General features: G+C 45.2%; 14 protein-coding genes. 4 read left to right on the top strand and 10 right to left on the bottom strand.

The features are described 5' to 3' along the window. Window positions 1-5: 5 nt before the first annotated feature. The 8 genes from EDC16_RS08025 to EDC16_RS07990 form a co-directional block, all read right to left on the bottom strand. On the bottom strand, window positions 6-362 hold the full coding sequence (locus EDC16_RS08025; protein ID WP_132967195.1) for a DsrE/DsrF/TusD sulfur relay family protein: 357 nt from the start codon (window positions 360-362) through the stop codon (window positions 6-8). Between the two features lie 20 nt (window positions 363-382). Continuing rightward, complete coding sequence (locus EDC16_RS08020) at window positions 383-1,705, bottom strand: NCS2 family permease (RefSeq protein ID WP_132967193.1); 1,323 nt, start codon at window positions 1,703-1,705, stop codon at window positions 383-385. A 191-nt stretch (window positions 1,706-1,896) separates the two neighbouring features. Continuing rightward, on the bottom strand, window positions 1,897-2,076 hold the full coding sequence (locus EDC16_RS08015) for a hypothetical protein (RefSeq protein ID WP_132967191.1): 180 nt from the start codon (window positions 2,074-2,076) through the stop codon (window positions 1,897-1,899). 45 nt (window positions 2,077-2,121) lie between these two features. After that, window positions 2,122-2,415 carry an addiction module antidote protein gene (locus EDC16_RS08010; RefSeq protein ID WP_132967189.1) on the bottom strand — a complete coding sequence of 98 codons (294 nt, stop codon included), beginning with the start codon at window positions 2,413-2,415 and terminating at the stop codon, window positions 2,122-2,124. Window positions 2,416-2,425: 10 nt separating this feature from the next. After that, window positions 2,426-2,719 (bottom strand): type II toxin-antitoxin system RelE/ParE family toxin, encoded by a 294-nt coding sequence (locus tag EDC16_RS08005; protein WP_132967187.1) that lies wholly within the window; start codon window positions 2,717-2,719, stop codon window positions 2,426-2,428. A gap of 239 nt (window positions 2,720-2,958) precedes the next feature. Next, window positions 2,959-4,008 carry a galactose-1-epimerase gene (gene galM / locus EDC16_RS08000; RefSeq protein WP_132967185.1) on the bottom strand — a complete coding sequence of 350 codons (1,050 nt, stop codon included), beginning with the start codon at window positions 4,006-4,008 and terminating at the stop codon, window positions 2,959-2,961. After that, window positions 4,005-5,174, bottom strand: a complete 1,170-nt coding sequence (galK, locus tag EDC16_RS07995; RefSeq protein ID WP_132967280.1) for a galactokinase — start codon at window positions 5,172-5,174, stop codon at window positions 4,005-4,007. Before galK ends, galM begins: the two co-directional genes overlap by 4 nt. A gap of 101 nt (window positions 5,175-5,275) precedes the next feature. Then, the gene (locus EDC16_RS07990) at window positions 5,276-6,328 is read right to left on the bottom strand and encodes a UDP-glucose--hexose-1-phosphate uridylyltransferase (protein ID WP_132967183.1); all 1,053 of its coding nucleotides are present in this window, start codon (window positions 6,326-6,328) and stop codon (window positions 5,276-5,278) included. 190 nt (window positions 6,329-6,518) lie between these two features. On the opposite strand from EDC16_RS07990, the gene EDC16_RS07985 reads away from it, so the two are divergent. The 4 genes from EDC16_RS07985 to mglC all read left to right on the top strand — a co-directional run bounded on the left by EDC16_RS07985 (window position 6,519) and on the right by mglC (window position 11,390). Next, window positions 6,519-7,517: a substrate-binding domain-containing protein gene (locus EDC16_RS07985; protein WP_132967180.1), complete on the top strand. Its 999-nt coding sequence runs from the start codon at window positions 6,519-6,521 to the stop codon at window positions 7,515-7,517. 240 nt (window positions 7,518-7,757) lie between these two features. Then, the gene (gene mglB, locus EDC16_RS07980; RefSeq protein WP_132967178.1) at window positions 7,758-8,750 is read left to right on the top strand and encodes a galactose/glucose ABC transporter substrate-binding protein MglB; all 993 of its coding nucleotides are present in this window, start codon (window positions 7,758-7,760) and stop codon (window positions 8,748-8,750) included. Window positions 8,751-8,807: 57 nt separating this feature from the next. Next, the gene (mglA, locus tag EDC16_RS07975) at window positions 8,808-10,346 is read left to right on the top strand and encodes a galactose/methyl galactoside ABC transporter ATP-binding protein MglA (protein ID WP_132967176.1); all 1,539 of its coding nucleotides are present in this window, start codon (window positions 8,808-8,810) and stop codon (window positions 10,344-10,346) included. Between the two features lie 33 nt (window positions 10,347-10,379). Beyond that, entirely contained in the window at window positions 10,380-11,390 is a 1,011-nt protein-coding gene (gene mglC, locus EDC16_RS07970; protein WP_132967174.1) for a galactose/methyl galactoside ABC transporter permease MglC, read from the top strand. 277 nt (window positions 11,391-11,667) lie between these two features. Here the strand turns inward: mglC and EDC16_RS07965 are convergent, their stop codons facing one another. Next, entirely contained in the window at window positions 11,668-12,642 is a 975-nt protein-coding gene (locus EDC16_RS07965) for a sigma 54-interacting transcriptional regulator (protein WP_232517244.1), read from the bottom strand. Between the two features lie 17 nt (window positions 12,643-12,659). Then, window positions 12,660-14,426, bottom strand: a complete 1,767-nt coding sequence (cydC, locus tag EDC16_RS07960; protein ID WP_132967172.1) for a heme ABC transporter ATP-binding protein/permease CydC — start codon at window positions 14,424-14,426, stop codon at window positions 12,660-12,662. Window positions 14,427-14,434 lie beyond the last annotated feature (8 nt).

The raw sequence follows: 14,434 nt of genomic DNA, 5'->3' as shown, positions 1-14,434 counted from the left end.
ATTCGCTAGAAACTCAACACTTTATCAGCCTTCAATGTCCAATCGGCCAGCTCTGCCAACGTGCCGATCTCCACCCCGTCAACCAAAGGCAGCGCAGTAATTCCGCGTGCATTGGTGCAGGTTTTACACAGTTTCACCACTGCACCGAAACCGGTAATAATTTCCAAAGCTTGTTGCAGATTATACCCCTCATTCGGCGCCTGCCCTTGCAAGCCAGCCACCACCGCATCGGACATCAAAAACAGTTTCAGTTCAACCTCATGCTGATGTTCTTCCAATAGCATTAACGTCAGACGTAACGCATTGAAACAACTTTCATTGCCGTAAGGAGCGCTGTTAACCACCAATAAAATCTTCTGCATTTGTCATTTCTCCCGTCAGATTAGTGCATAATCCCTTTATCAATAAAGATGATTTTTACCAAGAACAACACCGACACCACCCACACCGGAATCGAAACCGCTTTTACCTTGCCGGTGCACACTTTCATCACACAGTAGCTGATGAAACCAAAGGCGATCCCTTCGGTGATCGAATAGGTGAACGGCATTAAAGCGGCGGTGATAAACGCCGGTGTGGCTTCGGTCAAGTCGTCCCAGCGCACTTTAATCAAACTGGACGACATCAAAATACCAACATAAATCAACGCACCGGCGGTGGCATACAGTGGCACTAATCCGGCCAATGGCGATAGGAAAATCACTAACAGAAACAAAATGCCGGTGACTACTGCGGTTAAACCGGTGCGCCCGCCAACCGACACGCCGGAGCTGCTTTCGATATACGCCGTGACCGACGATGTGCCGATATAAGCGCCACTGACCGAGCTGATGCTGTCCACCAGCAACGCTTGTTTCATTTTTGGAAAGCGCCCTTGCTCATCGGCCAAACCGGCTTTTTCGGTCACGCCCAACAATGTGCCGGACGAATCGAACAGGTTGACCAACATAAACGAGAAGATAATGCCCAATAACGCCACATCCAACGCCCCGGACAAATCCACTTGTCCGACCACGTTGGAAACGCTTGGCGGCATCGAGAATACCCCGTTATACTCCACATTGCCGAGCAACAACGAAAGTGCGGTCACCACAGCAATCGACACCAGTACGGCGGCATGGATATTGCGCGATGCCAAAATCACAATGATAAAGAAACCAAGAATGGCGAGCAGCACTTGCGAAGAGTACAAGTTGCCCAAGGTGACCAGCGTTGCCGGGCTGGCAACCACAATACCGGAATTTTGAAAGCCCATTAACGCAATAAACAAGCCGATGCCGGCGGTGATCCCCACCCGCAAACTGGTTGGAATGCTGGCGATCAACCAATACCGCACTTGGAACAACGTCAATAAGAACAGCCCCACTGCACCCCAAAAAATCGTGCCCATCCCCACCTGCCACGACAGTCCGAGTTTAGACACCACGGTGTAAGCAAAAAAGGCATTCAAGCCCATGGCTGGGGCAAGTGCCACCGGCAAATTGGCAAATAACCCCATGAAAATACTGCCAAAAGCAGCAATCAATGCCGTAGTGATAAACACGCTTTGGCTATCCATGCCCGCCACGCCCAAGATCGACGGATTGACGAACACAATATACACCATGGTCAGAAAGGTCGTGATCCCGGCAATAATTTCGGTTTTCACCGTGGTGCCGTGCTGTTCCAGTTTAAAAAAACGTTGCAGAAAGCCTTGATTTTGCATAGTCAGTTCCCGTTTATTCATCAATAAAAATAAGAAAAATCAAAAAGTGAAAAGCTGAACTCAAAATCAGAACTAAAGAATATGCTGTGTAGCGGACGGCTTTTCGTCAGTATAGTAACAAAAACCACTACCGGCTGCGATGTGTTTTTGGCGGGAAACGAGAGTAAAATCTAAAGTGCGGTCAGGACAGATTACGCCAGCCCATAAAAGCCAAAACCTGAATCGAGGTTTTCTCTTTTCAGGTTTTGTTTGTTCAACTTACGGCTCGCTTTATAGCTTTTTTCGTGAATTTGATGACGGGTAAATTTCGCCATATTCTTCGCCACAAAATTGTTGACCGCAGCGACTGCGGCCTGCTTTTTCTTTTTCATTATTTTTCCTTTGTTGTTACAGATGTAGAAAATTGAACTATTACCCTAAGAGACGGCTGTTTTATTTGTAGTAATTGAAATATTTAATCCGAGAGCATGGATAATTTTAAATACGGTATCAAGGCGGGGCTTTTCGCTTGATAACGTTTTATATAAACTTTCACGCCCAATTCCTGTTTTTTCAGCAAGATCAGTCATTCCTTTTGCTCTGGCAACGGTGTTGAGAGCTTGAATAAAATCAGATGTTGTGCCGGTTTCCAGTGTTTCTTTAAGAAAGAGGGCGATCATTTCATCATTTTTCAAATAACGTGCAGCATCAAATACTCTTGTTTGTGTCATTTTATTTCCCCTACTTAATGCTAGACCAAATAACTTTTGCTTGCTTAATGTCGTTACTTTGGCTTGATTTATCACCGCCGCAGAGAAGAAGATAGGTGATTTCCCCTTTACGTGCATAATACACTCTATACCCTTTACCTTTTGTAATCCGCATTTCAAAAATACCATCACCAACTGATTTATGATCACCAAAATTACCTAATCTCACTCGTTCAATTCGGGCAACAATAGCAACTACCGCAAGTGGGTCTGTTAGCTTATCTAGCCATTCGGAAAATATTTCAGTTTCTTCGATGATGTACATGACGATGATGGTATCTTTTATTGTGTTACTGTATTCTTAACTATACAACAACACAAAATTTATTCAAGAAATTTATTGGGAAAATTATATCAGAAGAAATCAGCAATCAATTCAATTTTCCTTGACTTTAAATTAAGCACATTATGCCGGGCTAGCCACCTATTGAGTAAAAATTACAAATTTGTATTCCATAAACTCAAAACCGCACTTTACATGTTAATTGCAAAGTGCGGTTGCGGTTAATTGGCTTTAAAGCAAAATACCGTGGTTTTGTGATATCGCTCGCCAGCATTGCTAATGCCGCCATATTTAAACCATTCCGGGTGGTTTGGGGTGTCGGGTAGGGCTTGGGTTTCTAGGGCGATGCCGGCGTGGTTGGCGTAAACACCGCAAGTGCGGTTTGGGGTGCCGGCTAGGAAGTTGCCGCTGTAAACCTGCACCGCCGCTTGGTCGGTGAAAATCTGTAGTGTCAGGTCACCACTGCTAGCGCTGAGTTCGATTTGCGGTTGCACACCGAGGCTTGGGTTGTCGAGCAAAAAGGCATGATCATAACCTGCGACAATTTTCTGATCGGCATCGTGCAAAAAATCCTGTGCGATTGGCTTGCTTTGGCGGAAATCGAAGCCGCTGTTTGCCACGGGTTTTAACGGTTCTTTCGGAATGCCTTCGGCGTCAACCGGTAAATAATACGCAGCATTTATTTTTAAGCGATGTTGAAGTGCGGTTTGCTCGGCACTTTCGCCGTCTAAATTAAAATAGGCATGGTTGGTTAAATTTAGCGGTGTGTCTTGATCGCTTAAAGCGCTATATTCAACCACAACCGCATTGTCTTCGCGCAAGCTGAACCGCACTTTGGCTTCCAAGTTGCCCGGAAAGCCTTGATCACCGTTGGCAGAAAACAGGCTGAATTGTACGCTGTTCGCTTGTTGCTCACTGATTGTCCAACGTTGTTGCGCAAATCCGACACTGCCGCCATGCAACTGGTGTTTGCCTTGTTGGTTGGCATCCAGTTGATAGTGGTTGCCGTGCAAGCTGAATTCGGCATTGGCAATCCGGTTGGCAAACCGCCCGACGCTGGCGCCCAGATAAGCGCCCTGCACCACATGCAGTGCCACGGTGCTACAGCCTAAAACTACCTTACGCAACTGTTGTTTGATCGGCACTTGACAGGAGAGCCATGTGGCGCCCCAATCAGTTAAACAAATCTGCATCCCGTTGCTGTTTTGCAATGTAATCAGTTTAAACGGCTTGCCGTCGGCCGCAAGCTCACATTCAGAGACAGTTATCATAACACACTCACTCCAGCTGAGGCATGGCACACATAAAAGGTCTCTTTTAAACCGGTGTGTTTTTCATAATGCTCAGCAATATTTTTACGCACGGCTTCGATCTTCTCTTGCGGCGCCAGCGCTACAATACAACCGCCAAAACCGCCTCCGGTCATGCGCGCACCACCACTGTCGCCAATCACTTGTTGTGCAAGCTCCACCAGATAGTCCACTTCCGGCACCGTGATTTCAAAATCGTCTTTCATTGAAACGTGAGATTGCCCCATCAACACGCCCAATTGTTGTAAATCGCCTTGCTTCAGCGCCACCACGGCATCTAACACTCGCTGATTTTCGGTGATGACATGTCTGGCGCGCTTGGCGACAATCGGGTCAAGTGCGGTTAACTCGGCTTCATGCTGTTTGAATTGAGCAATTGACACATCCCGCAGCGCTTTCACCCCGAAAAATTCGGCGGCTTGTTCGCACTGTTGACGACGGCTGTTGTATTCTCCGGCAACCAAATCGTGTTTCACATTAGAGTTGACGATCATCACGGCAACGCCTTGCGGCACAGGCACTGCTTCCGTTTCCAAACTGCGACAGTCAATTTTCAGCAGATGATCTTGCTGCCCCAATGCCGAAATCAATTGATCCATATTGCCGCATTGGCAACCGACAAAACGATTCTCGGCTTGTTGCCCGATCAAGGCGATTTCAACCTGAGTTAAATCCAAACCGCCGACAATTTGACAAAATTTTCCAGTTGCCACTTCCAGCGCAGCGGAAGAACTTAAACCGGAAGAGAGCGGAACATTGCCGCTGATCGCCAGATCGGCACCGGTTTTGAAGTGTGGACATTTTTCTTGAATATATTTGACCACACCACGCACATAGCCGGTCCATTTGTAGTCGCCGGCGGCATCAAAGTGCGGTTTAATCGGCTGGCTCAAATCAAATTCATCCCATTGTTGTAAGTCGGCGGCATAAACCCGAAATATACTGTCCTCTCGTTTTGCACCACTGATTGCCGTGCCGTAATCAATGGCGCATGGCATCACGAAACCGTCGTTATAATCGGTATGTTCGCCGATAACATTCACACGACCGGGCGCATAAACCAGCACTTGCGGTTGATATTCAAATTGATCGATAAAGACTTTCTGGGCTTGCTGTTGTGGTGTCAATTGTGCTGTCATTTTGTTATCCTCATACTGTCATTAAGGTTATCATTATCAGGTGTATTTGCTTTTGTTTTTGGCGCTTTTTTTTGGCGCTATTGTTAGCTTTATTTGGTTTTATAGTGAATATCACTCAATTGCGCCAAACGTGCCGCAGCTTGTTCAGGGGTGAGATCCCGCTGTGCTTCTGCCAACATTTCATAGCCGACCATAAATTTTCGAATTGTCGCGGAACGTAATAACGGCGGATAAAACACCGCATGCAGTTGCCAATGATCCAAAGTGCGGTCGTCTTTGAAAAATGGCGCATAGTGCCACCCCATCGAATACGGAAAAGCACATTCAAACAGATTATCGTAGCGCGTAGTCAATAATTTAAGCGCCAATGCCAAATCATCACGCTGTGCTGAAGTTAATTCATTCATGCGCTTCACCGCACTTTTTGGCAGGAGCAGCGTTTCAAACGGCCAAGCCGCCCAATATGGCACCACTGCTAGCCAATGTTCGGTTTCCACTACGGTGCGACTGCCATCTTTCAGTTCAGCATTGGCATAATCCAGCAGTAAATTACTGCCATGTTGTTGATAATAGTTCCGCAAATTACGCTCTTTGGCTGCCACTTCATTGGGCAAGAAACTATTTGCCCAGATTTGTCCGTGTGGGTGAGGCTGTGAACAGCCCATAACTTCGCCTTTATTTTCAAACGCCTGCACCCAAAGGTAATCTTTTCCCAACTCTTCCAATTGTTCATTCCATGTATCCACCACCGCACGAATTTCGCTGACACTCAGCTCCGGCAAGGTTTTGCTGTGATCCGGTGAAAAACAGATCACACGGCTCAGACCACGCACCCCCATCACCTGAAACAACGGATTATCACTCTGCGGTGCCTCTGGGCTGTCCGGCATTAATGCAGCAAAATCATTAGCAAAGACATAAGTGCCTTGATAGTCTGGATTCACTTCGCCGGAAACCCGCTTGTTGCCGGGACATAAGAAACAGTTTTCATCATAAGTGGGGAGTTGGGTAGTAGATAGCTTTTCGCTTTGCCCACTCCAAGGACGCTTAGCTCGGTGGGGAGAAACCAATATCCACTCATCTTTCAATGGGTTATAGCGTCGATGCGGGTGTTCTGATACGTCAAAAATTAGATTATTCATGTCATTCACCTTGATATTTAATACGAAAATAAATGTAATCGGTTACATTAATGATGTTAAATATAACATAATTGGTTAAACAAACCGTTAATCAGATCACAAAACACCCAAATATTTTACTGATTACTCTTGAAAAATAAAAAAAGGGAGTATAATAGGAAACGGTTTCAATAAATGTGAGGATAGGACAATGGTGACAATTCGTGATGTTGCTAAATTAGCCAATATATCTGTAGCGACAGTTTCGCGGGTTTTGAATGCCCATCCGTCCATCAGCGATAAAACCCGGCAGGCGGTGTTGGCTGCGGTGGAGGAGCTGGGCTACTATCCCAATGCCAATGCTCAAGCGTTGGCAACACAAAGCAGTGATACCATCGGTGTGGTGGTAACAGATGTAACGGACTCTTTTTTTGCGATTTTAGTCAAAGCCGTTGATCAAGTTGCCAGCGCGCACCAACGCAATATTTTGATTGGAATAGGTTATCACAATCCGGAAAAAGAAAAGCAAGCTATTGATTTATTATTAAAAAAACGCTGCAACGCCCTCGTGGTACATTCCAAAGCCTTGAGTGACGAGATATTAAACGAGTATTTACAGCGCCATCCGGGCATGGTGATTATCAATCGTACCATTCCCGGTTTTGAACAGCGCTGCATCGCACTTGATAATGAAAAAGGTACCTATTTAGCAACCAATACACTGATTAATCATGGGCATAAATATATCGGTTATATTGGCTCCAACCATCAGATCAACGATGAAATCGAACGCAAAAGCGGCTATTTGAAAGCGCTCAGTGATCATGATTTGCCGATCATGCCACACGCTATTGCCAACTCCTCTCCGGATTATCAAGGCGGTGAAGAAACCATGATTAAGCTGTTGAGTTATAACTCAAATTTAACTGCTGTGGTGTGTTATAACGATTCGATGGCAGCCGGTGCTTTGTCTATTTTGAATGAAAACAACATTAAAGTGCCGCAACAGTTTTCGCTGATCGGTTTTGATGATATGCCACTTGCCAATTATTTAGTACCTAAGTTGACAACCATTCGCTATCCTATTGATTTAATGGCAACTTATGCTGCCGAGTTGGCACTAAGCCTAGTCAATAAAGCACTGGCCTCACCTGAAAATGTCACTTTTAATCCGACTTTGGTGAAACGTTTTTCAGTGAAAGCGATTTGATTGGCCTTAAGAAATGTGATCTAAACCACATATTTCTTATGCTGATGATGTAATCGTTTTCATAATGTGAATAGGATCACATACTTTTTTCTTTTCCTTGCGTATCCTTACATCCGACATTATCGCATATAGGCAGATAATACTCTGAGTATCGGTTGCAGTTGATCCGTCAATTATTCATTGACCCCGAAATTGCCCGATGGCATTTATCTTTATATAACAAAGATGGAGAGAATTACCATGAAAAAAACCGTATTAACTTCAATCGCACTGGCTGTCGGATTCGGTATCGCTGCCACTTCAGCCCAAGCAGCAAACCGTGTCGGTGTAACCATTTACAAATATGATGACAACTTTATGTCTTTAATGCGTCAGGAAATTGAAAAAGAAGCAAAAGCATTGAAAGATATTGAATTATTGATGAATGACTCTCAAAACGCCCAATCTATCCAAAACGACCAAGTTGACGTTTTGATCTCCAAAGGGGTGAAAGTGTTGGCAATCAATCTGGTTGACCCTGCTGCTGCACCGACTATCATCAAAAAAGCGTCTGAATACGATATTCCGATTGTTTTCTTCAATAAAGACCCTGGTCAAGCTGCAATTGATAGTTATGACAAATCATACTATGTGGGTACCGATCCGAAAGAATCCGGTGTCATTCAAGGGGATTTGATCGCCAAACAATGGAAAGCCAATGCCGCTTGGGATTTAAATAAAGACGGTAAAATTCAGTATGTATTGTTAAAAGGCGAACCGGGGCACCCAGATGCGGAAGCGCGTACCAAATATGTAATTGAAGAGATCAATGGTCAAGGCATTGCAACCGAGCAACTGTATATCGATACCGGCATGTGGGATGCCGCAATGGCAAAAGATAAGAGCGACGCTTGGTTGTCCGGTCCGCATGCCAATAACATTGAAATGATTATTTCTAACAATGACGGTATGGCAATGGGAGCGTTGGAAGCGGCGAAATCTCATGGTAAAAATCTGCCGGTATTCGGGGTAGATGCGTTGCCGGAAGTATTGCAATTGATTAAATCCGGAGCCATCGCCGGAACCGTGTTGAACGATGGTGTCAACCAAGCGAAAGCGGTAGTTCAATTGTCCGATAATCTGGCAAACGGCAAAGCGGCAACCGAAGGGACCAACTGGAAACTGGAAAACCGTGTAGTTCGTATCCCTTACGTCGGTGTTGACAAAGATAACTTAGAAAACTTTTTAAAATAAATACTACGTTGTAATCCGGGGAGGATTCATCCTCCCCCTTGCCGCTTGAGGTTGGATATGAGTACAGAACAATCCACACAAACTGAATCAGTGCGAACTGAAAATCAAATTTTATTGGAAATGAAAGGGGTAAGCAAAACCTTCCCCGGCGTAAAGGCGCTTGATAATGCCAATTTGACAGTGCGCTCGCATTCGGTTCATGCCCTGATGGGGGAAAACGGTGCCGGGAAATCCACATTGCTAAAATGCCTTTTCGGGATCTATGCCAAAGACGAGGGCGAAATCCTTTTTCTTGGAAAACCAATTAATTTTAAAACCTCAAAAGAGGCGCTGGAAAACGGTATTTCGATGGTACACCAGGAGCTTAATCTGGTTAAACAAAGCAGTGTGATGGATAACCTGTGGTTAGGGCGCTATCCGATTAAAGCCGGATTGGTTGATCACACCAAGATGTATAACGATACCAAAGCCATTTTTAAAGAATTAGATATCGATATCGATCCCAAAATGAAAGTGGGCAAACTTTCAGTTTCCCAAATGCAGATGATCGAAATCGCCAAAGCATTCTCCTATAATGCCAAAATCGTGATTATGGACGAACCGACCTCTTCCTTGTCGGAAAAAGAGGTCAATCACCTGTTTTCAATCATCGCAAAATTGAAAAAACGGGGCTGTGGCATTATTTATATCTCGCACAAAATGGACGAGATTTTTAAAATCTGCGACGAAGTAACGGTGCTGCGTGACGGGAAATGGATTAACAGCATTCCGGTCAAAGGCGCTACCATGGACGGCATTGTTGCCATGATGGTCGGCCGCGAGCTAACTCAACGCTTCCCGCCCAAAATCAATCAGCCGAAAGAGGTGATCTTAACGGTCGAGAATCTGACCGCACTTAATCAACCTTCGATTAAAGATGTCAGTTTTGAACTGCATAAAGGCGAAATTTTAGGTATTGCAGGCTTGGTCGGCGCTAAACGAACCGATATTGTCGAAACTATTTTCGGCATCCGTGAAAAAAAGAGCGGTGTGGTGAAATTGCACGATAAAGTGATGCGTAACAAAACCGCACTTGAAGCCATCAATAACGGTTTTGCCTTGGTGACTGAAGAGCGGCGTTCAACAGGGATTTATTCCAATTTAAATATTGAATTTAATTCCTTGATTTCAAATATTAAAGCTTACATGTCAAAATTCGGGTTGCTCAGTAACGCAAAAATGAAAAGTGATACCCAATGGGTTATCGATTCGATGAATGTGAAAACACCTTCACATAAAACCAACATCGGATCGCTTTCAGGTGGTAATCAGCAAAAAGTGATTATCGGACGTTGGCTATTGACTCAGCCGGAGATCCTGATGCTGGACGAGCCGACCCGCGGTATTGATGTTGGCGCAAAATATGAGATTTATCAATTAATTATGGAGCTAGCAAAAAAAGACAAGGGCATTATCATTATCTCGTCCGAAATGCCGGAACTATTGGGGATCACTGACCGGATTATGGTGATGAGTAACGGCAAACTCGCCGGCACTGTCAATACCAAAGAGACATCGCAGCAAGAAATTTTACAGCTTGCCGCTAAATATTTATAACCGTTTATAAAAAATAAGAGAAGGGATAAAATCATGGCTGAATTAGGAAGAAACAAATCTCTTGATTTCCTGAAACAAAATGCTATTTACTTCGTTCTGCTGATTTTGCTGGCGATTATCATCGCACAAGACTCCAGCTTCTTGAGCTTAATCAACTTCAGTAACATTCTGACCCAATCTTCAGTCAGATTGATTATTGCCCTAGGCGTTGCCGGATTATTGGTAACACAAGGCACAGACTTATCCGCCGGTCGCCAGGTCGGCTTGGCGGCAGTGGTTTCCGCCACCTTGCTGCAAGCCATGGATAACGTCAACCGAGTCTTCCCGAATTTAACTGAGATTCCAATTCCGGTGGTGATTCTGGTGGTCTGTGCAATTGGTGCAATTATTGGTTTGATGAACGGTTTCATCATTGCAGTCTTGAACGTAACACCATTTATCGCCACATTAGGCACGATGATCATCGTTTATGGGATCAACTCGCTGTACTACGATGCGGTCGGCTCTTCACCGATTGCCGGTTTTAACCCGACTTTCTCAGCCTTTGCACAAGGGTATTTCAGGTTTGGACAGTTCAGGCTCTCCTATATCACGATATATGCGATCCTTGCCACCATCTTAGTCTGGATTATGTGGAATAAAACCCGCTTCGGCAAAAACATTTTCGCTATCGGCGGCAATCCGGAAGCCGCTCGGGTATCCGGGGTGAACGTAACCCGTAACTTGGTGGTGATTTATATGATCGCGGGGATGTTCTACGCCTTCGGTGGGATGTTGGAAGCCGGACGGATCGGCAGTGCCACTAATAACCTCGGCTTTATGTATGAATTGGATGCAATTGCAGCCTGCGTAGTCGGTGGGGTCTCGTTTGCCGGTGGTGTCGGCACGGTTATCGGCGTGGTCACAGGGGTGTTAATCTTCACCGTGATTAACTACGGTTTGACCTATATCGGGGTCAACCCATATTGGCAATATATTATTAAAGGTAGCATCATTATCTTGGCAGTCGCCATCGACTCCTTGAAATATGCGAAGAAAAAATAAGTAAAATAGCAGCACTAGCAAAAAAACCGTACCGGGTTCTTCCTCTAACCCGGTGCGGTTTTTTAATGCATCAATAAAGTGGAATTGTATTTTTCTTCCCTAATCAAAATTTTCTTTATCTTTACTATCGGGTTTCGCCGATGGCGACTTACTTTTCTTTGCTCGTGCAAAGAAAAAGATAAGCAAAAGAAACACGCCCCAATTGTAGTGCTATTCTTCGCCTTTGCTAATTTCTACGCTCAATTTGTAAACTCGCTACGCTCAATATTAATATATGTTACTTGCCGATGCCGTACTGTTTTAATTTATTGGCAATGGTGGTGTGGGAAATGCCTAAACGGTTTGCCAGTTTACGAGTGCTGGGATAAACATTATAAAATTGTTTGAGTATACCGGATTCAAATTGATTGATAATTTGCTCCAGACTTAAGCCTTCATACTCGCTCAGTACCCACTCTGCACTGTTCACTTTGCCGCTGAAATCCGGCAGCGGTAACTGTTGCTCGGTTTCCATCGAAACCACACTGCGATACAGCAGATTATACAACTCACGAATATTGCCCGGCCAATGATAAGCGGTCAGGCTGTCTAAATAGCGGTTATCATAATTTGGAACTGCAATCTGCAATTGTTGGCAGATTTTCGGCAAAAAAAACGCCACCAAGTGCGGTATGTCCTGTTTATGTTGGCGCAACGGCGGAATATTCAGGCTCAACACGTTTAAACGATGGTATAAATCCTCACGCAATTCGCCTTTTTCTACATAATAAGCCAACGGTTTCTGCGAAGTGCAAATCACCCGCACATCAGCGGAATGCTCTTGCTCCTCACCGACACGACGATAACTGCCGTCGTTCAAAAAACGCAGCAGTTTTGCCTGCAAGCTTAAAGACAGTTCATTGATCGAATCCAATAATACCGTGCCGTTATTGGCATATTCAAAAAAACCGCAGCTGCTGTTGCCGTGCGTGCTGTCGCCAAACATCTCTTGTTCTGCCGCCTCCGGCGGTAAACCGGCACAATTGACTGCAATAAATTTCTCCGCATGGCGTTTGCTCCATTGATAACACAATTTAGCCAGCAGATCCTTACCTGTACCGGTTTCTCCTTGGATTAACAGTGGCGCATCTGAACGAGAAAATTGGTTTAATTGCCGTAAAAGTTGCTGCATTTCAACACTTTCGGCGACCACTTCAACCAATATTTCCGCCGGCGGCAATACCGATTGCTGGTTGTTTTTATTTAACATCATAAATAATCTCTTTACCCTTAAGCCAAGCGGTTCAAAAAACGGTAGAACAAACTGTGTGAATCAGTTGCTAGCGTCGCATAGCTACCCTGTTCTTGCAAGCGACCACTGTCAATGACACAAAGGCGATCAAATTTCTCCAACGCCGTCAATCGATGCGTCACCATAATTAAGGTTTTATCACGGCAATGTGCCAAAATCAAATTCAGAATTTGCCGTTCAGTTTCACGATCCAAACCTTCGGTCGGTTCATCCAGCAACACAATCGGGCTGTTGTTTAACAATACTCTGGCAAGTCCCAAACGGCGCTGCTCACCGCCGGAAAGCGGACGGCCACCATCACCTAACCACAAATTCAGACCTTCGCTTTGCTCACTCAAATGCCCCAAGCCAACTTGATACAGCACCGTCAGCATTTGTTGTTCGCTTGCCTGTTCGTTTGCCAGTTGTAAATTATCACGCAAAGTGGCACTGAACACATACACCCGCTGGCTTAAAAAACAGAATTGTTGTCGCAAAAAAGCTTCCGAATAACAGCTTAGATCTTGCCCAGCGAAGCGCACTTTGCCTTGTTGCGGATCATAATTGCGTACTAACAGCTGTAGCAAACTGGATTTTCCACTGCCGGTTTTTCCCAATAAGGCAATCTTTTCCCCAGCCTTCACCTGCCAATCAATCCCTTGCAACACCGCCGCTGAAACCGCACTTTGCTGAGATGTTGCCAACTCGTTCGCTTCCGGATAAGTAAAAGTCACGTTCTCGACAGCCAACAACGTTTCGTTATCCGCAAATTCTGACTGTTGCCCGTCAAATAGCACCAACGGTTGCTGTTGAATGATGTCATTCACACGCTCTGCGGAACTGATCACCTGTCCCAAGCGCAAAAAAGCGGCACCAAGCGGCATTAAAATTTCAAATGATGCCAGCGCTGAGAAGGTGAACAACGCAATATTGGCCAAGCGTAAATAGCTTTGATCGGCAAAATCAGTTCCACCGGCCAGCCACAACATCGCCACTAAAATCGTGCCATTCCCCAACAGCAACAACGCCGCCGCTAAACCGCTTAAATTTGCTTCTTTGGCTTGCCACTGCTGCCATTGTTGCTCACTGTGTTGCAAGCTTTGCCGCTGTGTCGCTTCAACATTAAACAACAATAATTCTGCTTGATTTTGCAGCCAATCAAGAAAACGTACCCGATAATGCGCACGTTCTTGCACTAGTTGCTCACCAAATCTTTTACCCAGTTGGTAAAAGAGCAGTGGAATCAAAAACAATAGTGCAAATAAGGTCAGCGCAAGGAACAATGCCAACGAGCCATCAATCAGGCTCAGCCCTAAAAACAGAAACAGGATCACCATTGCTGCACTGATAAACGGTGCGACCAGACGCAAATACAGATTATCTAAGGTGTCGACATCAGCAACCAGGCGGTTGAGTAAATCACTATTGCGATAACGTGCCAACACCGCCGGCGAAAGCGGGATCAAACGTTTAAACACCGCCGTCCTCAGCCGCGCAATCACCCGAAAGGTCGCATCATGGGTCACAACCCGTTCAAAATACCGAAGTGCGGTGCGCCCGATGGCCAAACCACGCACACCGGCAGACGGGTAGAAAAAATTGAATAAAATATTTGCACCAGCCAGCGAAGCCGCCGCCAAAAACCAACCGGACAGCGTCAGCAAGCCGACACTTGCCGCCAGCCCACATATCATCAACACAACACCGAACAGTAATCGGAAAGCGGTATATTTAAACATCGCCAAAAAAGGCAATAGTGTACGCATCTTAATCT

The organism is Testudinibacter aquarius, from assembly GCF_004342725.1.
Taxonomy (GTDB): domain Bacteria; phylum Pseudomonadota; class Gammaproteobacteria; order Enterobacterales; family Pasteurellaceae; genus Chelonobacter; species Chelonobacter aquarius.
Note: the sequence above shows the minus strand (reverse complement) of the source record. Positions and strands in the feature narration are given on the sequence as shown.

Coding starts and splice junctions, on each gene's coding strand:
- EDC16_RS07985 (WP_132967180.1), top strand. CDS start 6,519: ATGGTGACAATTCGTGATGTTGCTAAATTAGCCAATATATCTGTAGCG.
- EDC16_RS08005 (WP_132967187.1), bottom strand. CDS start 2,719: ATGTACATCATCGAAGAAACTGAAATATTTTCCGAATGGCTAGATAAG.
- EDC16_RS08020 (WP_132967193.1), bottom strand. CDS start 1,705: ATGCAAAATCAAGGCTTTCTGCAACGTTTTTTTAAACTGGAACAGCAC.
- galM (WP_132967185.1), bottom strand. CDS start 4,008: ATGATAACTGTCTCTGAATGTGAGCTTGCGGCCGACGGCAAGCCGTTT.
- EDC16_RS07990 (WP_132967183.1), bottom strand. CDS start 6,328: ATGAATAATCTAATTTTTGACGTATCAGAACACCCGCATCGACGCTAT.
- mglB (WP_132967178.1), top strand. CDS start 7,758: ATGAAAAAAACCGTATTAACTTCAATCGCACTGGCTGTCGGATTCGGT.
- mglC (WP_132967174.1), top strand. CDS start 10,380: ATGGCTGAATTAGGAAGAAACAAATCTCTTGATTTCCTGAAACAAAAT.
- mglA (WP_132967176.1), top strand. CDS start 8,808: ATGAGTACAGAACAATCCACACAAACTGAATCAGTGCGAACTGAAAAT.
- EDC16_RS08010 (WP_132967189.1), bottom strand. CDS start 2,415: ATGACACAAACAAGAGTATTTGATGCTGCACGTTATTTGAAAAATGAT.
- cydC (WP_132967172.1), bottom strand. CDS start 14,426: ATGCGTACACTATTGCCTTTTTTGGCGATGTTTAAATATACCGCTTTC.
- EDC16_RS08025 (WP_132967195.1), bottom strand. CDS start 362: ATGCAGAAGATTTTATTGGTGGTTAACAGCGCTCCTTACGGCAATGAA.
- EDC16_RS07965 (WP_232517244.1), bottom strand. CDS start 12,642: ATGATGTTAAATAAAAACAACCAGCAATCGGTATTGCCGCCGGCGGAA.
- EDC16_RS08015 (WP_132967191.1), bottom strand. CDS start 2,076: ATGAAAAAGAAAAAGCAGGCCGCAGTCGCTGCGGTCAACAATTTTGTG.